We start from the raw sequence: 26201 nt of genomic DNA, 5'->3' as shown, positions 1-26201 counted from the left end.
GGACCACAGACACTCTAGCGCAAGGCATCGCCAGGATCGGCGGCAAGCAGCTCCACGCCCGCGTCCGTATCGCGCACGTGTGTGCAGCCGGGCGTGCGGAGAATCCCCGCAACCATGGCCAGGTCACCGGCGCACCCCGAGAGGTGCGTCCACGCGAGCGCCCAGGCAAGCGCTGGCCCGGCGACAAGGCTGCCCACCACGGCCAACGCTGCCGTCACCACCACGGATGGCGCCAGAAGCACCGCCACGAAGCGACTCCGTGCAAGAGTGGCGCCCTCGGCCCTGGTGTAGAGCATCCCGCCCGTAAAGCCAAAGCCAATGTGCACCCGTCCACGCCCGAGCAGCAGGAACGTAGCCGCGTGTACCAGCTCGTGAACGGGCAGCGCGACGAGCGTTGCCACCGCATAGACCACCAGCCACGCGTCAATGCCCACGCCCCAGCCCCAGGCCACAAGCATGAAGATGACGCCCACAAAGCCCGCGGCGAGAAGTGCCGCCGAGAGATACAGCATGTGGCGAGCAAGCGGCGTGTCGCCCAGGATGTCGAGAGTCCCTACGCCCCTCACGAGGCGCCTCTCCTCGGTGACACCCCAAGGGCACGGCGGCGGGCGCCCTGCCAGGCATGGAGTAGCACCACGGTAACGACAAACGCGGCCATGTATGGGACGAGGTAGCCGGGATTGCCCAAGGCGCTTTCCCACCACTCGAGCGGCGAGCCTGCAGCGGGACTGGTCACGAAGCCGAAGTTCGTATCGAACACGCCGTTGAACCAACGGAAAGACACCAGGTAGACCACAGAGGCCACCAGAGATATCCAGGCATCACGCCACCGGGGAACCTCGCGTGGGTCGTCGAGCGCCATGAGCGACACGGCGAATGAGAATGCATGCTCCATGAAGCCGCTGATGCAGGGCAGGGTATACGGCGGACAGTACGTCCATCCCGGAAACAGCATGGCGCACAGCCCACCCGTAAGCCCAAAGCAGAGCAGCAGCTCGCGGGTCACGCGCGATGGCGCAAGCGCATGCCACAGACAGATGTACTCGACGATGTTGCACACGTGAAGCGGCCACCAGTCAGGCGAGAAGGTCCCGGTCTGCACCTTGAGAATGTCTCCCAAGAGCAGCAGCGCATTGGGAACGATAGCGGTGATGAGGACGAGCCGGCGCCTCCCTCCATGCCGCAAACCGTCTGCGGGAAGGCTGCGGTACCCGTGCACGAGAAGCCCAATGACCGTTGCGCAGATGACAAGCCAGAGCAGGTGCCACGGGCCAAACATGTCAAAGCCCTTGCCGCCCCAGAGCAGAGGCTCCGCGACAATGACCTTATCGATGGACATGCTGCCCCCCTTCGATGCACCCAGGATGCGACGAGCGCCAGAATCGCACCCGCATACCCTCCAACGTACCCAACCAATGCCGTTCCAGACCACGCGTGCATACGTCCGTTGTGGGATAATCACGTGGCCTGCGGCATGCACGGCATGACGACGGGCATCACCTGCACCACACACGACCAAGAGGAAGCACGTCCCACATGGCACACAATTCCCAGAACGCCCCAACCGTCGAGCGCCCGAGCTTTCCCGCTCGTGCCGTCATCACCGGGGGCATGCCGTATGGCAACAAGAACCTGCACTTTGGCCACATCGGCGGTGTCTTTGTGCCCGCGGACTTCTTCGCGCGATTCCTTCGCGACCGCATCGGGAGCAAGAACGTAATCTTTGTCTCGGGTACGGACTGCTACGGCTCACCCATCATGGAGGGCTACCGCAAGAAGGTGGAGCAGGAAGGCTACCAGGGCACCATCACCGACTACGTCCAGGCCAACCACGACGCCCAGAAGGAGGCGCTTGACGCCTACGGAATCTCGCTCGACCTCTTCGCAGGCTCTGGCCTTGAGCCGGCACGCGACTTCCACGCCCGCTTCACCACCGAGGTCCTGCGCCGCCTCCATGGCCGCGGCCTTCTGCACAAGATGGGCACCCGTCAGTTCTACGATGTCAAGGTCGGCCAGTTCTTGAACGGACGCCAGGTCATAGGCCGCTGCCCCGTACGTGGCTGCAAGTCTGAGAAGGCCTACGCCGACGAGTGCGACATGGGCCACCAGTTTGACCCCGAGGAGCTCATCAATCCCGTCTCGGCACTCACCGGCACCACGCCTGAGCTGCGCCCTGTTGACAACTGGTACTTTGACCTGCCGGCGTTTGAGTCGCAGCTCAAGGAGCTCATGGACGAATGGGACGTGGACCCGCAGGTGAGGCCCATCGTGACCAAGACAGTACGCGAGTCTCTCGTGCCGCCCGTCGTCTACATCCAGGGCAAGTTCCGTGAGGGCTTCAACGCTGTGGAGGACAGGCTCCCCGCCCACAAGCTCCACGAGGCCGAGAGGGGCCAGCAATCCTTCTCCGTAGAGTTTGCCAACTGGCGCGACCGTGATGGGGCCCGCAACGTTCTTGAGACGGCTGGCGTGCGCTTCCGCACCGGCAAGACGCTTCTGCCCTTCCGCATCACCGGCAACATCGGGTGGGGCGTGCCCGCGCCGGAGCTTGAGGACACGACCGGGCTCACCGTGTGGTGCTGGCCCGAGAGCCTCTGGGCACCCATCAGCTTCACGCAGACCGCGCTTGCGCTGGACGAGGAGAATGGCGGCACGCGCTTCTCGTCTGACGACTGGCACGACTGGTGGTGCGCAGACAACGCCAAGGTGTATCAGTTCATTGGCCAGGACAACATCTACTTCTACTGTGTGGCGCAGCCCGCCATGTGGAAGGCCCTGGACTGGGGCCTCACGCAGGACATTCCCGTGGCCAACTACCACATCCTGTTCATGAACAAGAAGGCCTCGAGCTCGGGCAAGATCCGCCCGCCCATGGCAGCCGAGCTCCTCGACCACTACACCGCCGAGCAGCTGCGCTGCCACTGGCTGAGCCTTGGCCTCGACCAGAAGGCCGTGAGCTTCTCGCCCAAGCCCTACGACACCTCCGTGAGCCACAAGGACAAGGCAACCGGCGAGGAGGTCCTGGTGAAGGACGACCCGCGCGTGGTCGACCCCGCCCTCAAGGAGAGCGCGTTTCTCACCAACATCTTCAACCGCCTGGCCAGAAGCTGCATCTACGGCGCGCAGAACGTCTGTGGAGGACACCTGCCCACAGTCGAGGCAGACGCTGATGTCCTTGATGCCTGCCGAGAGGCGGCGCTTGCCTACGAGCGCCACACTCACGCCTTCGACGCCCACGGTGCGCTTGCTGTCGCCGAGGGCTTCTGCCGTGACGCCAACCGCCGCTGGGGCGACGAGTCCAAGGCCGCCAAGGGTGACGATGCCGCCTACGAGCACGCGCTGGCAAACGCCTTTGCCGCGCTACGCACGGTGACCCTGCTCATGCACCCTGCGGTGCCGGCTGGCTGCGAGAAGATCTGCGAGCACCTGGGCTTCTCGGCAGACGCGTTCTTCTCGTGGGACCACGCGTTCGAGACCCCCGCGCAGCTGGCACAGGCGCTTGGCGAGAACCCTGCCGAGCACGCGCTGCCCGAGCTGCCGCCTCGCTTCGACTTCTTCGAGAGGCACCCAAGCCAGAAGTAAGACGAGAGAAGAGGGACACCAGCAAGGCGCCCCTCTTCTTGTGCGTGGTACCCAGAGCAATGCTTGGCAGCGGCTCCTCTTTTGGCCGCTCCGATAGAGCGACATTGTCGAGGAATTACTGCAAAGCTCCCTAGAATGCGTATTTGATGTTATCCCGATACTTCTCGTAGAGCGAACGGTTGAGCTCATCGCCTCCATCGATATTCGCGCTGTAGAAGACTGGCGGCGTCTTCATTCCCCCATCGACAAGGCGCTGAACGAGCTCGGCGATCATCGCATTCAGAACCGCAGCGCCCACAACGGTCGACGTCGGTCCAACTTTCTGTTCAAGTCCGGTGATTGGAACTGTCGCGTCTCCCACATCACCGTGGTTATCTATCACCACGTCGGCAAGCTCAAAGAGTCGCTTTCCAGAGGGGTGACGCGAGGAGACCGTCTTGGAGTAGGAGAGGTTGGTCAAAGCGATCACGCTTGCCCCTGCGTCCTTTGCAGCCTGGGCAACCTCGACCGTGACCGGATTGCGCCCTGATACCGAATGCGCGATGAGCACATCACCCCTCCGAAAATCCGCACGGTGCCTGGCAAGTGCGGTTCCATATCCGACGAGGCGTTCCATATCACTGGTTAGGGTAATCGGACTCGCTTCGACCGACACCTCCTTGCCAAAGATTGGATTGATTAGCATCAAACCGCCGGCACGGTAAAACATCTCTTGACTAAGGATTCCCGCATGGGATGCGCCGAAGATGTAAATCGAACCATGACCCACCACGCATTTCTCCAACAGGTCAACGCCGGCACGCATGTTTGCCGTCTCACTAGACCTGACCTTCTTTAGAATTGCCTCGACGTGGTCGAAGTACTCAAACTCCATCGTTGCCTCTCCCATGAGAACCCGTCTCTAAGCAATGAGTCGAGCAATAGAGCCGCAAACAATACCCCAGAGGTCAAAGTCCTGGCCACCGTAAACCAGCATCCACTGCTGAATCGTGTTGTTGAAGAAGTAGGCTCCAAAACCAACCAAGAAGACGGCGAGGACTCCCGCAACGGCGGATCCGATGACTGCGCCACGAACTCCACCGGTGCTATTTCCAATAATTGCGGCAGTGCCAATCTCAAAGAAGCATGTGGAGATGAGTGGAATGACCACGGTGGGGAATATTCCGTTCGTAAGAAGAATGGTAATGACACTCGTAACCATTGCAACAAGGAAGCCAATGGTCAGCGCATTGGGTGCGTACGGGAAAACGACAGGGCAATCGAGAGCTGGAATAGCATCGGGGACGACCTTGTCGGCAATTCCCTTGAATGCGGGAACGATTTCCGCGATGAGCATGCGCACACCTTGAAGCATGACAGTGATGCCTACGCCAAACATGATCGAATGCTGGAATATGTACACAAACGCATCGGTGGTCGTGTCAGCATATCCCCAAACGGCTGCGGGATCCATACCGTTGGACAGAAGCAGGAAGTACATGATGAGATAGGTGATAGCGATCGCAATGGAGCCAGTGATCGAAATCTCGCGCAGGAAGCTCAGCGACTTGGGAACGTTAAGATCCTCAGTCGAGCGAGATCTATCCCCCAACGCCTTTCCGAGGAGCCCCGAGATCACCGAAAGACATGTCGTGGGGTGGCCAATCGTGAAGTCATCGCTCCCGGTTACGCCCTTCACAAACGGACGCATGAGGTTGGGCGAGACAACCATGTACAGAGCAGTGAACACAGTCGCAAGCACGATGAGCTTCACGCCGGAGAGGCCCGCATCGACACCGGCAGCGATGAAGACAAAGGGGAACCAATACAGCATGTGGCCAGTGAGGAACACGCTCTTCCACTTTGTGAAGCGCGCAACAAGCAGGTTAATCGCAAAGGCCAATATCATGACGATACCGATTTGCGTGCCATACTCGGCGCTGATATCCACCGTCGTCGAGGGAACGGCTTGGGGCATGACTGCATTGAATGCAGCAGAAATGCCATCAATTGACTTTCCGGTGATAATCCCCGTTCCTGTTGTCAGAATGAAAAAGCCAATTGCGGTCATCGCCGTTCCGCGGACAATCTCACCAAAAGGCTTTTTCTGCAATATCAGGCCAATCATTGCGATAAGAGCAATGAAGATCGCGCCCTGCCCAAAGATGTCGTTAACGATGAAACTGAGTACGGCCATTGCTACTCACCCTTTCCCTCGAATTCATCAATAAACTTCAGAAACTTTTCTTCGACCTCCTGCTTGTCCATAAGACGATTGATGGCAACAACCGGCACCTTCGCGTGCTGGCGGACCCGATCGGAAAGGTCAACCGAGCAAAAGATGACATCGCACGTATTTGCGGAGCACGTGGAAACGTCACCGCAAAACACCACGACTTCCACCCCGTGCTTTTTGGCGATTTCTTCTATGCTCATGCGCAGCATGAGAGAAGAACCACACCCAAAACCACACACCGCTTGAATCTTGGGAACGCGTCTCACCGTACTGCCTCCTTCCGGGGCAATGGCCCCTCGTTGTATTCCAACTCCCTACTCATTGAGCAGAGTGGAGAGCTCGTCACAGGTCTTGCACTCTCGAATACGCCTCACAAGATGAGCGTCATCGAGGAATTTGCGTGCGACGTGCTGCAGTCTCTCGAGGTGAGATGCCTTGTCCTTGCATGCAAGACACATCACCACAAACACTGGGTCATTTTCAGAATTGAAGAAAATGGGAGAATCGAATACGGCGATTGAGATGTCCGTGCGCAATACCTCAGAAGATGGGGCGGTATGGGCAAGCGCGAATCCTGGCATTAAGACAATGTAAGGGCCGAGTTCCTTGACGCTATTGACCATGGAGTCAACGTATCTGCTGCGAATTGCCCCTGACCCAACGAGCGGCTCTGACGCTTGCCTGATAGCGTCTTCCCAATCGTTTGCTTTGAGGCCGATACGGATATTGTCAATTCCGACACTCACGGGAGATTGCGATTGCATCAGCAACTCTTTCTTCAGTCTCTTCGTTGCTTTTAGTCATGCATTAGTGTAATGGTCTTGGTGGTGATATCTGGCCTCGCGAGACTCTCCAGATTGCTCGAGGCCCCAAATATCGAGGCAAGCGCCAACAAATCGCTCTTGTCTTGGTGCTTTATTCCAAGAACAACAATCACGCGGACATTTTTTGCGTTCTCGCTTCCGAATTTAATTGGCGAGCGGGATACAAGAATTGCTGCGCAGTCATCTGAGATGCCGTCATTTACACCGGCATGCACATATGCGGTACCCGGGGTTAGCACCATATATGTGCCAAGTTCGCATACAGCGCGAATCATTGTGTCGACATAGCGAGGCTCCATTAGTCCACGCTGGACTAATGGCATGGCTGCCAACCGAATTGCATCCTGCCAAGATTCACATGCGTCTATTACCTGAATATCATCATCGAAGACGTAGTCCGTCACACGATGAAACGTTTTCTCATGTTTCTGCTCAGTGTAGTGTTTGACAAACTGAGAGCTCATTTTGGTGTAGGGAAGTTGGTTAACGTACCCCTTCACTCAATCGATATCGACTTGTGTAAGCATTGGATTTACACGTAATACAGGCGCCACCGACGTCGAGAACTCGCAGGACGCCTGACAAGTGGTATCGCGGCATGAAAAAATACGAGAAGTGGTATGACGCCGGAAACGGCGAAAAATACCCCACGACCTGGAAGGTTCATTTCGATGAGAGCCTGCACCGGGACGGCAGCTTTTATTACTTTTCTGTCTGCCCGATTTGCAGCTATCTGACCGGCAAGGGGCTGGGCGAGATCATGACTGCCCTGTGTGCAACGGATCCAGTAATGTTTGGATATCAGCACGGAAAATTACACCGGGAGCATACGATTGCAGGCGGCGATGCGGTCTGCGACTACTGGGTCGTGGGCGATAGGACGGACAATCCGCAGTAGGAGGAGAATATGTCGAAGTGTGCAACGGAATTTCAGCGGAAGGTTATGGCAAAGACCTATCGCGGAAAAGGAATTTTCAAACCACTTGGTACCGGATGGATTGACGAGCACGTAGCGTCCGTGCGCGAGTGGATTGCCAATGTCTATTTTTACAAAAAAGGTGGCATGGTTATCATGATCGACGCCGGATACAATTATGACCGCCTGGCGGAGAAAATGTGCTGGCTGGATATTGAGCCTTCGTCCATTCAACACATCCTCATTACCCACCAGGATACCGATCATGTCGGGGCTGTAGAGCGGGACAGCCCGGGGCTGTTCCGGCAGACAAAGTTGTACATTGGCGAGATTGAGAACCGGTACCTGACCGGGGAAGCAAAACGCAAGGTGTTTTTTCATCTGTATACCCTGCCCCGGGTCAGAATTGACAACGAGAAGGTCCTGTTAAGAGATGGGGAAACCTTCCAGATCGGCGGGATCCAGGTGGAAGCGATTCTCTGCCCGGGACATACCAGAGGCCACATGGTCTACCTGATTGATAACCAGTATCTCTTTACCGGAGACGCCCTCTGGCTCGGCGCGGATGGCGGGTACGGCTTCATCAATGGGCTTGCGGACAATATTAAGGAACAAAGCCGGTCGCTGGCAAAACTGCGTGATCTGCTTGTAGAACGGAACATCCGCCCGATCATCTGTACCGGGCATACCGGCTGGACAGATCATTTCGAATTTGCCTTCCGGCATATCGACCAGGTCTGCAATGCATGGAAGAAAATACAGACACCTGTTGATCCAACCGCCCCACTTGACGGATATAACGAAGCAGACGACACCGAAGAAAAAGCGCGGGTAAACCGACTTCCAAAAGCCTATGAGGCGCAAAGGGGAGACGCATCATGATTACGCTCAGGGAACAAATTGATATCCCGGCTTCCTATGAAAAGCTGGAAAACTGGCTTCACAATTTTGAGACAGAATTCGTCAAATGGAGCCCTTTCCATCTGGAATGCCAGCTGCTTGACCATTCGATCGCAGCTGGCAGCAAGGTCCGCTTCTACGAGATTGTTATGGGGCTTGACTATGACGTGACCGGGGCGCTGATCCAAAGCAATCTGGAGAAAGACCATTTTCTGATTGAATTTCAAAGCGACAAGAAGACAGCCTTCATCACTTTTGAAGGAATGCGTACGGAAAACGGATGCCGCTTCTCCCATACGGAATCCTTTGGCCTGACGACGCCCGTCATCGGGTCAGTCATGAATTTCCTCATTTTCAAGGTGTTGTACAGAAAGAAGGCAGACTTTGGCCTGATACAGGATGACATGAAACTGGACAATCTGTATCTGAAAAGGATATTAGCAGAAGGCAGGTATCCTGAGCGCTTTCCGGAGGGTGAATTGAAAAACCATACGCCGGCAGAGGAATTAAAAAACCTTCAATGATGGGAGGTGCAGGATGATTGTTTTGGAGCTGCTACTATTTTGCCTTCTGTTTACAGGAATGGTGCGGATTGACGTCTTAGGCGGGGCCGTGAATGGACTGTACTTTTATCCCAAGCCGGTGCAGGAGCGCGCAATTTCCCTTGGGCTGATGAGTCGGGAGACAATGCAGCGGAAACGAAAATGCTTCATGCTCCCCTTTATGATTGTCATGCTTGCCTCCCTCCTTCTGATCATTGGATGCTTGAATGGCGTAAGTGATTTTCGGACAGCCTATCTGCAGGCGCTCTTGTTCCTGGAGGTCATGAACCGGTACGACGGCATCGTGATCGACAAGCTTTGGGTCGGACACAGCAGATTTTGGGTTCTTCCCGGAACGGAGGATCTTCCTTTTGTACAGACGTGGGCGCAGGTTATCAAAAAGCGCGGGATCCTGACACTGGTCTGGATTATCGGCGCAGCGGTTGTAGCCGGATTAGTGGTCCTGCTTTTCTGATAAAAGAAAAACAGAGTTCAAGCCGTCCGATGCACTGGCGTGCGTTTTGAACAGGAAGTCATCCTCCCGATGGAGAGAGGATGACAGTCAGGAACAGGAGCAAAACAATATGAAATCAATCCATACTGAATTGAAAAAAAGAAGGTTTTGAAGGCTGGTTTTTCCCATCTAGGGAGTCTGACCGCTGTGTGATCACACTGGTCGAATCAAAAGGCAATAATATAGCCAACAAGGGGCTGGCACGCTGGTTCAATCAACATGGCTGCTGTTCTCTTGGCCTCGGGAAATGGCAGGACCATACGCAGAGAGACGGGCTGCACGAATGGCCGCTCGAATATTTTGGAAAAGCGATGGAATGGCTTAAGGGGCATGGGATTAAAAAATTCGGCCTTTACGGCATCTCTTTTGGCGGCAACATGGCACTGATGGCCGCCTCCCTGTATCCGGATATTACGTTAACCATTGCCTGCGAAGCAATTGATATCGTTATGGAAGGCTTTGAAGAAGGGAAAAAGGAAGGCATGAGTGAATGGTGCTGCGGTAAATCCACATTTACTTTCCGCGGAGAGGCCCTGCCATATCTGCCTTACGGGCTTTCAGAACACGAGTATTATGACAGGATTGTGAAAAGCTGTAAGGAACACCATGAACTACGCTCCAGGGAGTTGTTTCAGAATGCAGAAAAACGGGAGATTCCGGAGAACTGCTTCATCCCGGTTGAACGGATTCACGGCAGGCTGCTTATTATCGCGGCAGCGGATGATTCCATGTGGGAATCGGAGAAATATGCGAAGCGCATGGAGCGAAGGCTTGCATCTCTGCCCCATCCATCTGAAGCCGAGACAATGATATATTCATACGGCACACACCTGCTGCTCCCATACAACGCTGGCAGGATCGGACCTTTTGATATTGCTGCCTTCGTTGTTAAGCTGTTCCGCTCAGGCAGAAGGAATGGTAACGAATGCAAAGATGCCAGGAAGCAGCTTGACTCCCTGTTAGCGGATGAAATCCGAAAATGGTAAAAGCGTATGTGTCATCGGATATAACAGCTCACGATTGATGCAGGAGGAAGCAAGAATGCGGTTTCAGGAATTTGGTTCAAAAGAGCTGCAGGCGGTCCTGCTGCTGCAGCCAATGGGGCTTGGCCCCGATGCTTTTGATTTGGTGGTACCCATTTTAAGCCAGAGCTATCACCTCATTGTCCCCACCATCCCCGGCCTTGACCCCAAGGAGCCGGGGCAGGACTTTACATCCATTGAAGAGATTGCGGCGAATATAGAAGACTGGGGGTGTGAACATGGCGGCAGCCATGTGAAGGGAATCTACGGATGCTCCATGGGTGGAGCCATTGCCATCCGGCTGTTGTCTGACAGGAGGATCTCCGCGGATGTCTGGATCATAGACGGCGGAATTACGCCTTATCAAATCTGGAAACCGCTGACCTATCTCATTGGGATCCGTGATTTCCTGATGATCTGGACCGCAAAGCACATGAGTCTCAAGTCCCTACGAGAGGTGATGAACCCGGACAAATATACGGAAAAGGACATTGCCTATGTGAAGGATTGCCTGCGTGGCATGAGTAACCGCACGATATGGCGGGGCTTTTACCAAACCAACAATTACAATGTCGCTCTTCCCATACAAAAGCCGGCAGGAAAAGTATTTTACTGGTACGGGGAAGAGGAGAAAAAAGACCGCAGATGGGATCTTGCTTATATCAGGAAGAACCTTCCCTGGGCGAGGATACAGGAAAATGCGGGGATGGGACATGGCGAGTCGTTTACACTTTTTCCGGATCGCTTTTGCGAGATGTTTGTGGCCTGCTGCCGAGTGGATGAATGATGCCCTTCCCTGATTTCACCGAACTTTAACGAAAGATCCTGCTTGCTGAAATAAAGATTGCAGATTCTGAGCCCGGGGACCAGAAAGGAGAAAAACGAATGGTTGTAGATTACAAAAACTGGATGCCAAAGGGAATGATTCTGGGGACTGCGGTGGCGGGGGCAGCCGCTGCGCTCCTTTGTCTGCTTGTGCCTTTTAGGCCGGTGCGGATTGCTTCCGGCATTCTCTGTGTGCTTCTATTCGCCGCTGCGGGGTGGATGTTCGCAATGTACCGTGCATTTGATTACCATGGAAAGCGCCAGATGTCGAGGCAGATCATTGAAGGCGTTGCCGGATACGTCAACGTGCCTGAGGGAGGAAAATGCCTGGATATCGGCTGCGGCAGCGGGGCACTTTCCATTGCCTGTGCAAAGAGAAATCCCAAGGCGCAGATCACAGGACTGGACCGCTGGGGCAAGGAATACGCCTCCTTCAGCCAGAAGCTTTGTGAGCGAAATGCAGTGGCCGAAGGCGTGGCAAATGTCCGTTTCGTGCAGGGAGATGCGGTTTCGCTGGATTTTCCGGATGAGAGCTTCGATGCGGTCACAAGCAATTATGTCTATCACAACATTCCTTCCAAGGACAGGCAGGAAATCATCTTGGAAACGCTACGGGTTTTAAAGAAAGGCGGAACCTTTGCGATACATGATATCTTCTCGTCCATAAAGTATGGCGATATGACCCGGTTTGTACAAAAACTAAAGGAAAGGGGCTATCAGGAAGTAAAGCTAATCACGACCTGCAATGGCATGTTTATGTCGTCTCGCGAAGCAGTTTGGATGCAGTTGAAGGGATCCGCCATCCTGACAGGAAAGAAGTAAGTGATTGGCGGGCGGAGGAAAGCATGAAATGAATCTACCGGACGCTGTTTGCATCAATCATGAAGAAAAGCATAACAAATCGGTTTGGAAAGGAACTGGCAGAACGCTCTATTCGCCGTGGCAGACAGGAGTACAGAAAGCTGCCCTCCCATGCGGACGACCTTGGACCGAGGAATATGCAATAGAGGAAAAACGCATCGCCCGCACGAAAAAACGATGAGGTGGAGTCTTCATGAAGGAGAAAATCTGGGATCTGTATGCACCGATCTACAAGCGTGCCATGCAGGCAGACCGCACAACCTATGAATACATGTACGCCCGCATCCCAGAGGTGATCCGCGGCAAGGAGGTGTTGGAAATTGCCGCGGGACCCGGACTTTTGGCAAAAAACAGAGCCTTCGTTGGTTCCTGTGGGTAGGGGTTCCGGCTAGGCCGCCTTCTTCGCCGCCTGCCTTCCGGGAAGCCGGGGCCTGCAGTCGGAGCAGCGCAGCATCGGCAGGGAGACGAGATTGTCCGTGTTCCGGAAGCCGTAGCCCATCCTCACGGTGACCTTTACCTTGTTGTCGATCGCCTCGTGTGTTTAGTCAAGTCCCCTTTTCGGAAATGTGCAAAGACTTCTTTAGAGTGTGAGCACGAAACTTTTTGGGGTTTCGTCACGCCGACACGGCAGTACCTATCCGCGGCAGACAATCGTGACGGCGCCACGCCGCTCCGCGGCCATCGCAGCATGGCGCCCATTGCCATCAGAACGGAAGCTTCTCCGGCTCACCCCCTTCGTCGCGGGCATGCGGCTCGAGTTTGGCAGGCTGCCTGCCGGTTGCCGCCAGGTAGTCCAGTACCAGCAGCTCGAAGGTCGAGGGAAACGGCCCGCACTCCCCTTCGTGCGGACACGAGCCACACTGAATGCCCCAGTGCGCATCGTGCAGGCACGGCCCGTCGTAGGGCTCCGTCCGGGCCCACGCGGAGCCCGGCCCGTAGCTGAGCATCGCGAGCTCCTCGAAGCCGACCGGCACCTCGTCGCCCATGAGCCGGACGATCGCCCCCAGCGCGTCCCCGTCCAGCGCGATCATGCGACGGCACCTCCCTTGCCCAGCATCAGCGAGTTCTCGAGGCGATGGCTGGGGCCCGCGAACTCGACCAGGCGGCCGTGGTGCACCACCCGGTCGACGATGGCCTGGGCCAGCTTGTCGTCCGCGAAGACGGTGCCCCACTTGGAGAACTCGATGTTTGTGGTGAATATGATCGCGCGGCGCTCGTAGCTCTCGGAGATGACCTGGTAGAGCAGTCGCGCTCCGTCCACGTCGAAGGGCACGTACCCGAACTCGTCCAGCACCAGGAGCCTCGAGCGCGATATGTCGCCCAGCACCTTGGCGAGGGTGCCGTCGCGCTTGGCATTGCCGAGTTCGAGCACCAGCTGGGCCGTCTGCCAGAACCTCACGGGGATGCCGGCTGCCGCGGCGCGCATGGAGAGCGCTATGGCCATGTGCGACTTTCCCCTGCCAGTCTGGCCGAAGAACACGAGGTTCTCGCAGGATCCGACGAAGGCCAGGGACAGCATGTCGTCCCTGCCCCAGCCGTCCGGGAAGCGCACGTGGGTCCAGTCGAAGTCCTCCACCGACTGGTGGACGGGAAGCCTCGCCTGTCTGAGCAGCCTTGCCCGCCTGCTCGCGTCGCGGTGGGCGATCTCGGCCTCCAGCATGGCCCTGCACCCGGCGATCTGGGTCGGGGTCGAGGTCTCCAGGAACTGGTCGATCACGTCGTTCGAGATGTAGAGGGCGCGGGCAGCGGCCCTCGTGGCGGCAAAGACGGCATCGCGCTCCGCGCTGCTAAGCGACATCGTGACCACCCCCGCCGAGCACCCGCCAGGCCTCGTCGTAGACGCTGAGGTCGACGGGCTTGTCGTAGACGATTGCCTCGTCCCCCGAGGCCGCAACGGCGGCGGAGAGCTCCACGTTCGCTGCGCCGAGGGAGCCGGTGGCCGAGAGGGAGCGAACCATGCCTTCCACGGCCGCGCGAAAGCCGCTCCTCTCGGCGGCGTCGCGCAGTGTCCTGAGATCGGCGGAGAGGCCTGCGGCGTCCTCCGCGTCGAGGAACGCCACGAGCTCGTCCGGCAGGGAGTCGCGCACCACCGAGTCGCGCCAGCCGCCGGGGCGCATGCACAGCAGCTTGAGCTGCAGGGTCGGGTCGGCGCTGCTGGTGGGCACGGGGCCCCACTCGCGCTCGTAGGCGGCAAGGACCTCCCCGGTCATCGCGTCGACGAACGTGACGTCAAAGGCGCCGAGGCCGACCGTCACCTCGCGCCCGGCCATCGCGGGCCCCACGTTGTAGCGGTGTATGCCGCCGAGCACCACCTCGCCCTGCTTGTTGGCGCGGCGCGCCATCGCCTCCCACCTCACGCAGGAGAACGGCGCCGCCGGAAGTGGGAGCAGGGCCTCGCGGTCGCCCTCGAAGAGCTCGAGCTGGGGCACGCCGAGGCGGTAGTGGCGCTTGTCGGAGAGGTCGAGGCTGTCCTTGAGCAGGCGCTCGTTGAACTTCACGACGTCGTGGAAGCTCGGTACGGGAACGAACAGGGCGCGGCGATGGGCGCCCACCATGTTCTCGCAGTTGCCCTTCTCGTTTCCGGAGTGGGGGTTGGTGAAGCTGTAGTCGAGACCGTAGTGGGAGGCGAAGAGCTTGAACATCTTGCTGACGCGGATCTCGGCGCCGAAGCGGCGGCCGACCTCCGTGGCATTGTCGAAGACCGCGCGCACGGGAACGCCGCCGACGAACTCGAACACGTTGCGCAGGCCCTGGCACACGCACTCCGAGGTTTCGCCCCAGAAGACCTGCGTGAGGCCGACGTTCGAATGGGGGAAGCTGACGGTGAGGTACTTGCCGCGAATGGTGACGCCACGCACCTTGAAGTCCGCCTCGCCGAAGTCCACCTGGCACTCACCGGGCAGCCACCTGAGCAGCAGGTACCCTGAGGCGTCGCGCTGGTCGCGCTCAATGGCCATCTGCTCCCTCTTCCAGCGCACGTAGCGTTGCACGGTGGAGTAGCTGCCCTCGTAGTGCTCCTCCTCGCGCAGACGCACGTAGACCCTGGTTGCGGTGTGGCGCTGCTTGCGCCACTGCTTGGTGTCGGAGATGAGCCATGCGTCGATCGTCTCCCTGAACCCCTCGAGGGTCGGGAACTGCGGATTCTGCTTGGGCTTCGGCTGCACGGATAGGTCCTCCATGTCGCGGTACTTGCGCACCGTCGGCTCGGAGACATGCAGCTCCCGCGCGATCTGGGCGACGGGCTGGCCATGCCTCACCCTCTTGCGTATATCCTCTATCTTGTCCACGTCGATCATTCCTTTCTGCCTTTCTCGTGTCGGATACAACGGCACCGACAACGTTAGAGGCAATTGGGCCGGTCGACGTGGCCTTGCTTAAACCCCAAAAGTTTTCGTGCTCGAAAGCTAAAGACCTACGTGCTCAAACCCGCAATCACGACGTTAACAAACACACGCCTCGACGCGCCCGTTCCCGATGCCGGGCTCGACCGCGGCCACGATGCCGGCCCTGCGCCCGCGGGCCTTCTCCTCGACGGCGACGACAGGCGCGATCCTGCAGTAGGCGGCATCATGGAGCCATGCATCCGGCAGCGCTTCCGCCTCTCCGGCCGTCTCCGTCCTGGACACGGCCCTGAGGTCCTCCTTGAGCCCCCATGCCCTGAACAGGCGCGAGCCGGCCTTCCGCTTCAGGGACTCGAGCCTGGCGCGCTGGGCGTCGGTGAGGCTCTCCGGATTCTTCGCCAGGGCGAAGCGGCTCCCCTTGATGGAGTCCGCGGCCTCCTTCGGCGCCTTCGCCTCCGTAGGGGCCTCCTCGCCCTTCTTCGGCCTGCCTGGCCTGCTGCGCCTGGGCATGGCATCGCGGGCAGCCCCCTTCGCCGCCTGCCACCCCTCGCGCCTCACGCCGTCGGGCGCGTCGTTCATCCACTGCACGACATGGAACGGATCCATCACCCACCGGGCGTTCGGGCATCTGCGCCTCGCCGGCGCCCTGATCCATTTCGCGCCGTCGGCCGTCACGGCCTCGATGGCGCGCCTCTGCTCCCGCGTGAGCCCGCCGAAGGATAGGCCCGGCACTTCCCTCCCGCATCCCTCGTGGGCCCATATGAGGCACCCGCGGTCGTGGCCGGCGACGACGGCCAGGCACTTGTGCCCCTTCTTGCAGGAGGCCTCGTCTATCCCTATGCGCCTCACTCCGTCGAACCGCCCGCATCCGCGTGCGGCCTCCAGCCCTGCATAGACGCGCGTGCAGATGCCCCCGGCGGCACGCCATTCGACGCGCGCGGGCCCGGCGACGGCGCTTGCGGTGCACCGTACCGCGAGGCATGCCGCCCAGTCCTCGAAACCGCGCGTGAGGCGCGATCCGCGCCGCGCCCATGGCACCGCTTCGACCAGCACGCCGTGCTCCGGGCAGGAGACGCGGCTGGGCCTGTATTCGAGGAAGCATTCCGACCTGGCCAGGTCCATGGCACGCCGCCTTCCGGGAGACGGCGGCCCGTCGTAGCATGCGCACTTCCCGCCGCAGGCCGGGCACCGCTGCGCATGGCTCTTCCAGGGCCTCGCCCCGACGACCACCGCGTCCCCTTCGATGCGTGCACATTCGATGACCGCATGCGCCAGCGCGAGCGCGTGGCGTAGTATCCTGTCCATGTGCCAGGGCCCTTCTCGTAGGTTGTTGTAGCAGACGCAATCCTACCCTGCCCGGCACGGAGACGGCCCCGAAAGGGGCCGTTCTCCTTCATATCGCGTGCTTTGCCGCCGCTGCCTGGGGCCGGACCGAAATCCCGCCCACAGGAACTACCGAAGAGCCAAAAAATATAGCTTTTGCTGCAAAGAGAATGATAGCAACAGATTATTCTGTAGGGATAATCGCAGAAGCAAAGAAAGGTGAATATCCAGCTAACCTCACTTTCGAAGTTGCGGACGCTATGAGCCTGCCTTACGCAGACAACTCCTTCGATGTAGTGTTAATTGCCAATGCATTGCACATCGTGCCTGACCCGGAAAAGGTGCTTCAGGAAATCGCCCGTGTGCTGCGCCCGGGCGGCATCCTGATTGCGCCGAACTTTGTAGAACACAAAGGGACCTTGCCCAGCCGCATCTGGGCGGGAATTTTACACATAGCGGGTGTGCGGTTTGAACACCGATGGACAGCAGATGAGTACCTGCATTTCCTGGAAGCAAATGGATGGAAGGTGACCATAAAGCATGAGATGACCGCACGGATGGTGATGATATATACGGAGTGTATGAGAGGAAAAAACAGATGAAAATAGAAATGCCCGCAGCGCATTTCTTAGGACACGGGGATGTGGATGTTTTACATCGCGAAGAAGTACAAGCGGGATTGGAAAAAGAAGGCATGATTATTTTGACGAACGAGATCCAGAACGGTATGAGGATGCACCTAGTGGCGCGAAAGCCATATAGGGACGAGGCGACAAGCCTATGATCATGCATGACTGGAATACCGAAAATCCAGAGGCAATCCTGCTGATTCATCCCATGCTCGCATCGGCGGCACTGGTCAGGAGCTGCCTTACGGACTATCTGGGAGATTGCCACCGATATCTTGTGCCGGACCTGTCCGCCCATGGAGCAGCAGGAAACGAAACCTATCGAAGTGCTGCTGACGAGGCGAAGGCGATCCATTCGTACCTTATCTCAGAAGATGTAACGCATCTGAAGCTGGCCTATGGGGCATCCTTGGGCGGTGTTGTCCTGCTGGAACTTCTGGAGTATAAAGATCTTGATATTGACCACCTATTCTTTGAGGGAATGAGCTTCTTTACAGACGCAACATTCATGTACCGGATTTTCAGGTTAGCCTTTTTGTTTGCGCACAGAAACGCCGTGAAGAATCCGGCTTTGGCAATGAAGAAGATGACGTCACTGTATGGGGCGGAATGTGCGGAGGAGATGACAAACAATCTGATCCGAATGAAGAAGGAAAGCATAGTCAATATCGTGCACGACTGCGGCTTTGTGGATCTGCCGAGGCTGGAGGAGAAAACACAGAAGAAATGCACCTTCACTTACGGCGAAAAGGACTTCGACTATAAAAAAGCCATGAAGATAATCCCAGAAGTATACCCGTTTGCAGGCACCATGGTTTGGCCTGGATATGGGCATTGTGAAAAACTCATCAAAGAGCCGGAAGTCTATGCGGATATACTGAAACAGGACATGTGCCGTTAGTCATGAGAAATCAGGAAGATGCTGTTTATAAGACAGAAAAGGGAACAGTTTCCAGACAAAAGATTCAAAGATCAGATAAGAACAAGCCGCACCAACTCTTTCTTGAGAATCGGTACGGCTTGTTTTTGGGGGCGAATTATTTTATCCGATCTTCCAGCCAATGGCCTGTCTTCTGGAATTGACAAAGCGTCTGTAAACACCCTCTTGCATCATCAGTTCCTCGTGCGTTCCGCGCTGCACGATACGCCCTCTGTCTACGACAAAGATCTGATCTGCATTTCGCACCGTCTTCAAGCGGTGGGCAATCATCAGAATTGTTTTTTCTTCGTCAATGCCTCGATCGCCTCCATGAGCTCCTTCTCATTTTCCGGATCGACATTGGCAGTGGCTTCATCGAGAATAATGACCGGAGCATCCTTCATGATAGCTCTTGCAATGGAGATCCGCTGCCGCTCCCCGCCGGACAGCGAAGCGCCGTGTTCCCCGATGACCGTATCATATCCATCCGGCAGAGCCATGATGAAATCGTGGCAGCAGGCTTTCTGCGCAGCGGCAATTACTTCATCCATGGATGCATCTGGCCGCCCGAAGCGGATATTATTGGCTATCGTATCGTGGAAGAGGTAGACGTTTTGAAACACGAAACTGAAGTTCTCCATCAGGGAGTCCATGGAGTAGGCCTTTACATTTCTCTCATCCAGAGTGATTACTCCTTTATCCACATCCCAGAACCGTGCGATCAGGTGGCAGAGCGTAGTCTTGCCTCCGCCGGATGGTCCTACAAAAGCTACAGTTCCTTTCTCCGGCACGGAAAGCGATACATCGTCGATGATCTTCTTTTTTCCATAGGCAAAATCAATGCCGGACACTTTAATGTTGTGTGTCAGCGGAGTCACATTTTTCCCCGAAATATCCATCGGGGAAAGGCTTAGTACCTCTTTCCCACGATCTACGCACAATCCCACGACTCTAAGCAGCGCGGAGTAGGAGCCCATGGATTCCAGTCCGGTGAAAACAAAGAAGGCCATGATCATCATCATGATGGTCATGAGTAGCTCCATGGAGCCATGTAGATAAAATCCGATGGACGCAAGAATCACAGCCACACCCGTCAGCTTTAGTGCGATATTCTGATACGGAATGTACTTGTTGGAAATCATTTCCAGTTTTGTATTTGTGGCAGCAGCTTCTTTGATGGCGTCGTCCAGCTTTTTCCTGGACTTCCCGGTCATGTTATAAGCCTTAACCTCGGAAATGCCCTGAATGTATTCCAACACCCGTTCGATCACCTTGGTATCAACGGCAATCTTCGCTGCGGCTGTTTCCACATTGGCTTTTCGCATGCTGTGATTGATGAGGGCAAATACGATCACTCCGGCAAGGCAGATGAGTCCGATCCTCCAGTCAAAGAGGAGGATGAACAGGACAATAATGGCTGTGTTCAAGATCCCCTGCGTCGTCAGCATGACTACACGCGTAGCCACATCCCCAAGCTGCTCCATGACATTGGTTGTGACAGTAGTGATTTCTCCCAGGCTGTTTTGATTGAAATAGCCCATGGGAAGATAGCGCAGATGCTCTGCAATCTCGATCCGCTTCCCCGCACACTCCTGATAGCCTGCCCTGCACTGCAGCATGGTCGACTTGCTGCGGAAGAGTGACTCCAGGAGAACCGAAACAAGCAGAATCATAAATCCCACAAGCACCCGGCTGTCGGATATGGAATCAGAGAGGAATCCGCCAAGCACCAGATAGATCGCCGGAAATTTTGCGGCTTCGCAGAGGGCGATCAGCACGCCGATCCCCAGTGACTGGTAGAACATCCGGCGGTTGTCTCCCGCGCAGAAATCAAAGAATTTCTTCAGTGTAGCAATCATGCGAATACGCCTCCTTCCGTGTCATCGGTATCCTTTGCGTACACATGGGTCTCCCACATATTCCGGTAGAGCGCACAGGAGGTAAGAAGCTCTGTATGCGTTCCTCTTGCCTCAATATTTCCTCCCTTGATCACCACGATCTGTTCAGAATCGGTGATCGTAGACAGTCTATGCGCAATGACAATGAGAGTCTTTCCCTTGGAAAGCGCGGAAACCGATTTTTGGATCATCGCTTCATTTTCTGGATCCGTGTAGGCCGTTGCTTCATCAAGGATCAGGATCGGCGCGTTTTTCATCATTGCTCTTGCGATGGAGATCCGCTGCCGCTCTCCTCCAGAAAGGTGGGCACCGCTGCCACCCACGATCGTATCAAAGCCATTCTCCAGTTTCATGATAAAGTCATAATAGCCGCTCTTTCTGGCAATCTCCTCCACCTCCCTATCAGAGGCAGAAGGATGACCCATACGGATATTTTCCCGTACCGAGGTGTCAAACAGGAAGCTGTCCTGGGAGACATACGCGATCTGCGAATTGTAATCGGTAAGGGACATGTCCTTGATATCTACATCTCCAATGGTGATACTTCCTTCCTGTACATCCCACAGAGAGGCAATCAGTCTTGCGATGGTGGATTTGCCGCTGCCGCTGGGGCCCACCAGGGCGGTCACACTGCCCTCTGGAATCTTCAGATCAATGCCATGTAGGACCTCCTTCTCTTCATAGCCGAAGCGGACATGATTCAAAGCGATGTCATGGTTCTTTGGTATATACTTGCTGGCCTCAGGACGTTTCAGCTCCGGCAGCCCCAGAACCTCATCGATCTCTCCGAAGATGGAAGTCGCCTTTGAGATGTCGTCGTTATAGCTCATCACCGTAATTAACGGCGTGATGAGTCCGCAGGCGAGGATGACCACCATGATGAAATCCGGCAGCGACAGCGTCCCATGCATGGTAAATAGTGCACTGACAGGCAGGACAGAGAGGAGCGTGGCCGGGGCAATCACCATGCCGAGAGAAAAAGGAATGATACAGGCCTGCATCCAGTCGATGAAGCTTTTGGCATTTTCCTCAGCGGCATCTGCGAAGCGTTGGTAGGAGCTCTCTGCTTTCCCGAAGGCCTTGATAACCTCAATGCCGCCGATGTATTCTACGGCCGTATCATTCAGCTCCTTCGTGGTGTCCTGTGTTTTCTGAAATCTTTCGCCGCTGTCCTTCATCATCCACATCATTGCGATAGCGGCGACAGGAAGCGTAGTAAGAGAGAGGAGCGCGACTCGCCAGTCAATGGTCAGGATGTAGACAAACAGCAGGACCGGCGCGCAGAGGTTGGCGGTAAACTCCGGCACTACATGAGCCAGTGTCGGCTCCATGGAATCCGTCCGCTCGCAGATGATATTTTTCAGTGCTCCGGACGGCATTTCCTGCACCGTACCGAGAGGCAGTCGGGAGAGCTTATCCACCAGAGCAATCCGCACATTCCCAATCACCTGAAAGGTCGCCTTGTGAGAGGTCTTTGTAGACTGGGTGTGAAAGCTCACCCGCAGAATCCAAAACAAAGCCATGAGCAGCCCTTCTACAAGGTATACGTTGAACTTCCGTTCTCCGGATAAAAGCTTTCTCACCATGTCTCCCATCAAAACATAGGGAGCCAGGGAAAAGGCTACTCCAATCACGGCAATGACAACGCTTTTGATATAAGAGCTTTTGTATTCGCCGGCAAATTGGAGAATGTAGGTGAGTATGCCTTTTTGTTTTCTCGTTTTCGCATCCATAATCAAATTTCTCCTTTATCTATCCAATACATCAGGAACCTTTTACTTTCCCTTTATCCATCGAGTGCATCAGACGCTCTCTGCAGCTTGCATTTCCTGCGATATTCCAGCGGGGTAACTCCGAAACAGGCCTTGAAGGCAGCGCCGAATTTTGCCTGTGTGGAAAACCCGACCTTCAGCCCGATATCCGCAAGCTTATTTTCCGTAGACCGCAGCATCTCTGCAGCCTTTTCCATCCTTGCACTCTGCTGAAACTCAGCATATCCGCAGCCATAGACGCTTCGGAAGTAGTTCTTAAGGCTTGTCTCGCTGACACCGAACCGTTCCGCCAGCTCCCGTGCTGTATGGCGGCGGGATAGGTCAGAGCAGATCAAATCCTTTGCTCTTTTGGCAATTTCTACCTGTGACTCGGAATAATAGGTTCTTTTCACCTGCACCTGCCCAAAGTCCAGATGCGCCAGGTAGGTCAGCAGCTCCGTGCACTTTATGTAGAGCAGTTCATTTCCGAACGGTGCTTCCGCATAATACTGAAATACATCATAAAAGTCGGATAGAAATTTCCCGGCAGTCCTGATCCATGGTTTCGTTTGCCCTTCGAGATGGTGGTAGAGAAAGGACGCAGCAGATGGAAGGCTTACCGTTTTGCCACCTTCCGGCAATTGCTTTGCTTCCTCCACATGGAAAATCACCTCAAAGCCAGTGTATTCGCCATCCGGATAGAAAAAGGAGCTTTCAGCCTGTCCGGTATCCACAGCAATCTCCCCAGCGGCCAGGAAGGTACGTTCGCCGCTTTTTAGGCGCAGCTCACATCTTCCCCCGGAGCAATAATTGATTTTTAGTTTTCTTAGGCCTTTTGTGGATTCTTCTATACGCTCCGGGATCTTCGTGGAACAGATTCTAATCAGGATAAAAAGACAGTTGTCATCCAGAAAAACGGTCGTTAGTTTCCCCTCCGCCTTCCCGATATTGGAAGGGAGAGGCACTTCCATCCGGCTGCCATCTTTAGAGATCAGTGCTCCAGCCTTTGCGAATCGTTTTGTGACAGCATCCTTCATCTTCTCACCGACCTTCCTTATATGATTCAACTGATTTGAGCTATGCGTCCATCCTTGATCCGGATTGTCCGGTCACAGCACTCTGCCGCAAGCTCCGGGTCATGCGTGGATACAAATATCGTTTTTCCCCGTTTCGCCAATTCTTTCAGCAATAGAGACACCTCCTTCATGTGCCGGTAATCCAAGCCGGAGGTGGGCTCATCAAAAAGAAGGATTTTGGCATTGGCAGCTATGGCCGACGCGATCGCCACACGCTGCTTCTGCCCGCCGGATAGTGCCATCGGATGCTTCTCCCTGTATTCCAGCAGATCAAGGCTTGCCAAAATCTCCTTTGCTTGGGTTTCATCCGGCTTTTCCATCGACAGAAGCACTTCCGAGAGGACACTGTCCGTGAAAAGCTGATGGTTCACGTCCTGCATGACCATGTAACATAGTTTTGTCAGCTTCTTGCCTGCATACTGCTGCCCGTCCATCCAGACGCTCCCGATACAGGTTTTCTCAAGCCCACAGAGACAACGGAGAAAGGTAGATTTCCCGGAGCCGTTGCCACCTGTGATGCCCACGATTTCTCCCGGCTTTACCTGCAGGGAGGGAATTCGTATCGTGCATATAGGTGCGTCTTTCGGAGATAGTTTTTTCTTAAAGAAAAGGTATTTCTGCGGGTGATAGGTAAAATAGAAGTTCTTGAGCAGGATGTCGTTGTTTTTGTACGGTTCATCACGGGGCGCTTCATTGACCTGATATGGAAAATGTTCATATGCCGACTCTGTACCGGAATATTCCCTGATGTACCGTTCTTCCAGATTCACCGGACGAAGCTCATATGCCGCAAGTTCACTTTCGGATAAGGACGCGAATTCTTCACGATCCCACTCCCGAACGATCTCCCCTTTTTCCATATAAACTGCGCGGTCGATCACTTCCTTCAAGTACCATAGCCGATGCTCGGAAATCACAATGGTCTTTCCTTGGGCCTTCCATAGCTTCAGCATGTCCCGGAGGTCACGGATCGCGCTCCAGTCCAGATTGGAGGACGGCTCATCCAGCAGGATGATCTCCGGCAGAAGCGCTGCGACAGAACCACAGGCGATTTTCTGCTTTTCTCCCCCGGAAAGCCGGAACAGGCTCCGGTTCATGAGGGACTGAAGGTTCAGCTCCGCGACGATGCGCCCCTTCCTTGCCAGGATTTCCCTTTCGGGGAGTCCGATGTTTTCCGGGCCAAAGGTGATTTCCCCGTCGGTATCTACAGAGAAGAATTGGCTTCTGGGGTTCTGGAAAACGCTTCCAACCAGCCCTGCGAGGGAGTACAGTTCCTGTTCTCGAATTGCCTTACCATTTACGACCACTCTTCCTGTCAGTTCGCCTTTATAAAAATGGGGGATCAGGCCGTTGATCAGCCGTGTCAGTGTTGTCTTTCCGCATCCGGAAGCTCCGCACAGAAGAACACATTCCCCGTCCTTTATGGTCAGATTGATATTTTTTAGTCCGCCCCGTTCCAGGCCGTTGTAGTGGAAGTTCACATTTTGAATTTTGATCACAGCAGTTTCACCCCACTTTGCAACGAGAGCCATACATAGAAAATGGTCAGTATGCTCATAACGGACACAATCAGAAAATCGCACGCATGAAAGCCGATGTCACAGACATTGGTCCGTTTCACCGGTGCCCCAAGACCTCTGGTAACCGCTGCGGCGGACAGCTCGTCGCCAATGTTCACACTGGAAAACAGAAGCGGGATCAGCCGGTAGGCCACCATCTTCGTCACCTTGCCACCGCCAAATTGGATCCCTCTCATCTTCATGGCATCGCGGATCGAGCGGTATTCCTCTGCCAGAGTCGGGAAGAAGCGCATCATCACGGCAATCGATATGGATAATCCCTGCGGTGCGTGCATGCGGTTCATCGCTGCCATAAACTCATTGATTTTCGTCGTGGAAATGCAGTACCAGACGGTGATCATAGTCGGCGCAAACTGTGTGACCATATAACACAGGAAGAGAACCAGCATGCCAAGCGCCCCGCCGAAGTGGCGCTGTGCATAATTCTGCAGAACGGACGCTGCAATAAACAGAACGGTAAAACGTGCTCCGATGTGAAGCTTGCCTTCCAAACAAACCAGAAAAACCGGGACAAATGTCATGATGGCCCGGACAATATAGGCCGGGCCATCCACAACATCAATCATCACCACGACAGAAAATAAGACTAGGATAAGAAGCTTGCTTCTCGGATCCAGGTAGAGCCAGCCGGTTATTTCTTTTCTCTTCTTTCCTTCATCCATTTACACGATCCCAGCTTTTTCAAAATTCTTCCGCACGACAGCCTTACCGATCACTGCGCCGACCATGCCAGAGATAAAGCAGATCACAATAATAACTGGATAGGTCTTCGGAGTGACCAGGGTAAACAGCGTATCTACAAAGGAAGCATCATAGCCGCCTTCAAGCAGGCTCTGCTTATAAGAGTCCGCCGTAAGCACCAGCGGCAGATAACTGGCCACTACCCACAAGCTGAATACGCCATAACTCACGAAAGTCTTCTTCCAGCTCTTATAATTTCCGGATTTAGCAATCAGATCAGCAATCAAACCCGCCGCGATGCAGATAGGAGCTCCGGTCAGTCCCATTCCGAAGATAAAGAGAAGAATGGCAACAATGACAGAGGTGATAGTAATCATGCCGAATTTCTCAATCTTTGCATAGTAGAGCATCATGGGAATACCGGTGACAATGGGAATCAGAACCGCATACCCTGCCACAATAAACGGGGAAAGAAAACCCAGGTACATGATAACCATCTGGACGACCCAGAGGATTGCTGTGAAAATACCGATTGTGATAAAATCTCTTACCTGAAGCTTATTTTGATTCATGAAACGATCCCTCCTATTGGCTAATGCAGTGTATCTTTTGCAACCGATCATTCGGAGCTCTTCTAAGTTAGCATAGTCTAACTCTGGTTTATATCCCATTTTGTTATTTTTGTTCCATATAGCATCGACTTTCTCCACGACCGTTGTTAGTCTCAACAAACTATGTTGAGATTCCTCCATCGCAAAGGAAAATATTTTTTGTGCGTTATAGGAGAAACTTCAGATTTGTA

General features: G+C 55.3%; 28 protein-coding genes. 11 read left to right on the top strand and 17 right to left on the bottom strand.

Translation table 11 applies throughout. The features are described from left to right. Positions 1–14: 14 nt before the first annotated feature. Positions 15–566 carry a DUF3267 domain-containing protein gene (locus tag E0E00_RS07420; protein WP_130811904.1) on the bottom strand — a complete coding sequence of 184 codons (552 nt, stop codon included), beginning with the start codon at positions 564–566 and terminating at the stop codon, positions 15–17. Beyond that, positions 563–1339 carry a YwaF family protein gene (locus E0E00_RS07415; protein ID WP_130811903.1) on the bottom strand — a complete coding sequence of 259 codons (777 nt, stop codon included), beginning with the start codon at positions 1337–1339 and terminating at the stop codon, positions 563–565. The genes E0E00_RS07420 and E0E00_RS07415 overlap by 4 nt, the downstream gene beginning before the upstream one ends. A gap of 197 nt (positions 1340–1536) precedes the next feature. Here E0E00_RS07415 and E0E00_RS07410 point away from each other — a divergent pair, with 197 nt between their 5' ends. After that, entirely contained in the window at positions 1537–3582 is a 2046-nt protein-coding gene (locus tag E0E00_RS07410; RefSeq protein ID WP_130811902.1) for a methionine--tRNA ligase, read from the top strand. Positions 3583–3712: 130 nt separating this feature from the next. Here E0E00_RS07410 and E0E00_RS07405 read toward each other — a convergent pair whose 3' ends face one another. The 5 genes from E0E00_RS07405 to E0E00_RS07385 are packed head-to-tail and all read right to left on the bottom strand — an operon-like array spanning position 3713 to position 7025. Next, on the bottom strand, positions 3713–4456 hold the full coding sequence (locus tag E0E00_RS07405) for an SIS domain-containing protein (protein ID WP_130811901.1): 744 nt from the start codon (positions 4454–4456) through the stop codon (positions 3713–3715). A 27-nt stretch (positions 4457–4483) separates the two neighbouring features. Further along, positions 4484–5758 carry a PTS ascorbate transporter subunit IIC gene (locus E0E00_RS07400; RefSeq protein ID WP_130811900.1) on the bottom strand — a complete coding sequence of 425 codons (1275 nt, stop codon included), beginning with the start codon at positions 5756–5758 and terminating at the stop codon, positions 4484–4486. 2 nt (positions 5759–5760) lie between these two features. Then, the gene (locus E0E00_RS07395) at positions 5761–6063 is read right to left on the bottom strand and encodes a PTS sugar transporter subunit IIB (RefSeq protein ID WP_207302701.1); all 303 of its coding nucleotides are present in this window, start codon (positions 6061–6063) and stop codon (positions 5761–5763) included. 48 nt (positions 6064–6111) lie between these two features. Further along, positions 6112–6561 (bottom strand): PTS sugar transporter subunit IIA, encoded by a 450-nt coding sequence (locus tag E0E00_RS15390; RefSeq protein ID WP_130811899.1) that lies wholly within the window; start codon positions 6559–6561, stop codon positions 6112–6114. A 32-nt stretch (positions 6562–6593) separates the two neighbouring features. Continuing rightward, positions 6594–7025 (bottom strand): PTS sugar transporter subunit IIA, encoded by a 432-nt coding sequence (locus E0E00_RS07385; protein ID WP_165443611.1) that lies wholly within the window; start codon positions 7023–7025, stop codon positions 6594–6596. Positions 7026–7147: 122 nt separating this feature from the next. Here E0E00_RS07385 and E0E00_RS07380 point away from each other — a divergent pair, with 122 nt between their 5' ends. From E0E00_RS07380 to E0E00_RS14690, 8 genes are all read left to right on the top strand, one after another. Further along, the gene (locus E0E00_RS07380; RefSeq protein ID WP_371683385.1) at positions 7148–7519 is read left to right on the top strand and encodes an L-2-amino-thiazoline-4-carboxylic acid hydrolase; all 372 of its coding nucleotides are present in this window, start codon (positions 7148–7150) and stop codon (positions 7517–7519) included. A 9-nt stretch (positions 7520–7528) separates the two neighbouring features. Further along, positions 7529–8419: an MBL fold metallo-hydrolase gene (locus E0E00_RS07375; RefSeq protein ID WP_130811896.1), complete on the top strand. Its 891-nt coding sequence runs from the start codon at positions 7529–7531 to the stop codon at positions 8417–8419. Beyond that, the gene (locus tag E0E00_RS07370) at positions 8416–8961 is read left to right on the top strand and encodes an SRPBCC family protein (RefSeq protein WP_130811895.1); all 546 of its coding nucleotides are present in this window, start codon (positions 8416–8418) and stop codon (positions 8959–8961) included. The genes E0E00_RS07375 and E0E00_RS07370 overlap by 4 nt, the downstream gene beginning before the upstream one ends. Positions 8962–8974: 13 nt before the next feature. Further along, entirely contained in the window at positions 8975–9454 is a 480-nt protein-coding gene (locus tag E0E00_RS07365; protein WP_130811894.1) for a hypothetical protein, read from the top strand. Positions 9455–9642: 188 nt separating this feature from the next. Continuing rightward, positions 9643–10479, top strand: a complete 837-nt coding sequence (locus E0E00_RS07360) for an acyl-CoA thioester hydrolase/BAAT C-terminal domain-containing protein (protein WP_130811893.1) — start codon at positions 9643–9645, stop codon at positions 10477–10479. A gap of 55 nt (positions 10480–10534) precedes the next feature. Further along, complete coding sequence (locus tag E0E00_RS07355) at positions 10535–11302, top strand: alpha/beta fold hydrolase (RefSeq protein ID WP_130811892.1); 768 nt, start codon at positions 10535–10537, stop codon at positions 11300–11302. Between the two features lie 98 nt (positions 11303–11400). Further along, positions 11401–12162 carry a class I SAM-dependent methyltransferase gene (locus E0E00_RS07350; RefSeq protein WP_130811891.1) on the top strand — a complete coding sequence of 254 codons (762 nt, stop codon included), beginning with the start codon at positions 11401–11403 and terminating at the stop codon, positions 12160–12162. 232 nt (positions 12163–12394) lie between these two features. Then, positions 12395–12580, top strand: coding sequence for a hypothetical protein (locus E0E00_RS14690; RefSeq protein ID WP_207302700.1), 186 nt, complete (start codon positions 12395–12397; stop codon positions 12578–12580). Positions 12581–12905: 325 nt separating this feature from the next. Here E0E00_RS14690 and E0E00_RS07340 read toward each other — a convergent pair whose 3' ends face one another. From E0E00_RS07340 to E0E00_RS07325, 4 genes are all read right to left on the bottom strand, one after another. Next, a complete protein-coding gene (locus E0E00_RS07340; RefSeq protein WP_130811890.1) occupies positions 12906–13232 on the bottom strand; it encodes a hypothetical protein in 327 nt (108 codons plus the stop codon). Continuing rightward, positions 13229–13999 (bottom strand): IS21-like element helper ATPase IstB, encoded by a 771-nt coding sequence (istB, locus tag E0E00_RS07335; protein WP_130811889.1) that lies wholly within the window; start codon positions 13997–13999, stop codon positions 13229–13231. Before istB ends, E0E00_RS07340 begins: the two co-directional genes overlap by 4 nt. Then, positions 13989–15497 carry an IS21 family transposase gene (gene istA / locus E0E00_RS07330; protein WP_207302699.1) on the bottom strand — a complete coding sequence of 503 codons (1509 nt, stop codon included), beginning with the start codon at positions 15495–15497 and terminating at the stop codon, positions 13989–13991. Before istA ends, istB begins: the two co-directional genes overlap by 11 nt. Positions 15498–15641: 144 nt before the next feature. Then, positions 15642–16847, bottom strand: a complete 1206-nt coding sequence (locus E0E00_RS07325) for an ISL3 family transposase (RefSeq protein WP_130811887.1) — start codon at positions 16845–16847, stop codon at positions 15642–15644. A gap of 47 nt (positions 16848–16894) precedes the next feature. Between E0E00_RS07325 and E0E00_RS07320 the strand changes: the two genes are divergently transcribed. Together E0E00_RS07320 and E0E00_RS07315 are read left to right on the top strand one after the other, a co-directional pair. Continuing rightward, complete coding sequence (locus E0E00_RS07320) at positions 16895–17467, top strand: class I SAM-dependent methyltransferase (RefSeq protein ID WP_371683399.1); 573 nt, start codon at positions 16895–16897, stop codon at positions 17465–17467. A gap of 178 nt (positions 17468–17645) precedes the next feature. Continuing rightward, a complete protein-coding gene (locus tag E0E00_RS07315; protein WP_130811885.1) occupies positions 17646–18395 on the top strand; it encodes an alpha/beta hydrolase in 750 nt (249 codons plus the stop codon). 308 nt (positions 18396–18703) lie between these two features. Here the strand turns inward: E0E00_RS07315 and E0E00_RS07310 are convergent, their stop codons facing one another. The 6 genes from E0E00_RS07310 to E0E00_RS07285 are packed head-to-tail and all read right to left on the bottom strand — an operon-like array spanning position 18704 to position 25971. Beyond that, the gene (locus E0E00_RS07310; RefSeq protein ID WP_207302698.1) at positions 18704–20272 is read right to left on the bottom strand and encodes an ABC transporter ATP-binding protein; all 1569 of its coding nucleotides are present in this window, start codon (positions 20270–20272) and stop codon (positions 18704–18706) included. Beyond that, positions 20269–22044: an ABC transporter ATP-binding protein gene (locus E0E00_RS07305; protein WP_130811884.1), complete on the bottom strand. Its 1776-nt coding sequence runs from the start codon at positions 22042–22044 to the stop codon at positions 20269–20271. The genes E0E00_RS07310 and E0E00_RS07305 overlap by 4 nt, the downstream gene beginning before the upstream one ends. Positions 22045–22097: 53 nt before the next feature. Next, positions 22098–23099: an AraC family transcriptional regulator gene (locus tag E0E00_RS07300; protein WP_130811883.1), complete on the bottom strand. Its 1002-nt coding sequence runs from the start codon at positions 23097–23099 to the stop codon at positions 22098–22100. A 26-nt stretch (positions 23100–23125) separates the two neighbouring features. Beyond that, entirely contained in the window at positions 23126–24637 is a 1512-nt protein-coding gene (locus E0E00_RS07295; protein WP_207302697.1) for an ABC transporter ATP-binding protein, read from the bottom strand. Further along, positions 24634–25380, bottom strand: a complete 747-nt coding sequence (locus E0E00_RS07290) for an energy-coupling factor transporter transmembrane component T (protein ID WP_130811881.1) — start codon at positions 25378–25380, stop codon at positions 24634–24636. Before E0E00_RS07290 ends, E0E00_RS07295 begins: the two co-directional genes overlap by 4 nt. Then, positions 25381–25971 carry an MptD family putative ECF transporter S component gene (locus E0E00_RS07285; protein ID WP_130811880.1) on the bottom strand — a complete coding sequence of 197 codons (591 nt, stop codon included), beginning with the start codon at positions 25969–25971 and terminating at the stop codon, positions 25381–25383. Positions 25972–26201: the final 230 nt, after the last annotated feature.

The sequence above is a fragment of the Olsenella sp. Marseille-P4559 genome (genome assembly GCF_900605015.1).
In the GTDB taxonomy this organism is placed as follows: domain Bacteria; phylum Actinomycetota; class Coriobacteriia; order Coriobacteriales; family Atopobiaceae; genus Tractidigestivibacter.
This window is presented reverse-complemented; position numbering and strand designations above follow the sequence as displayed.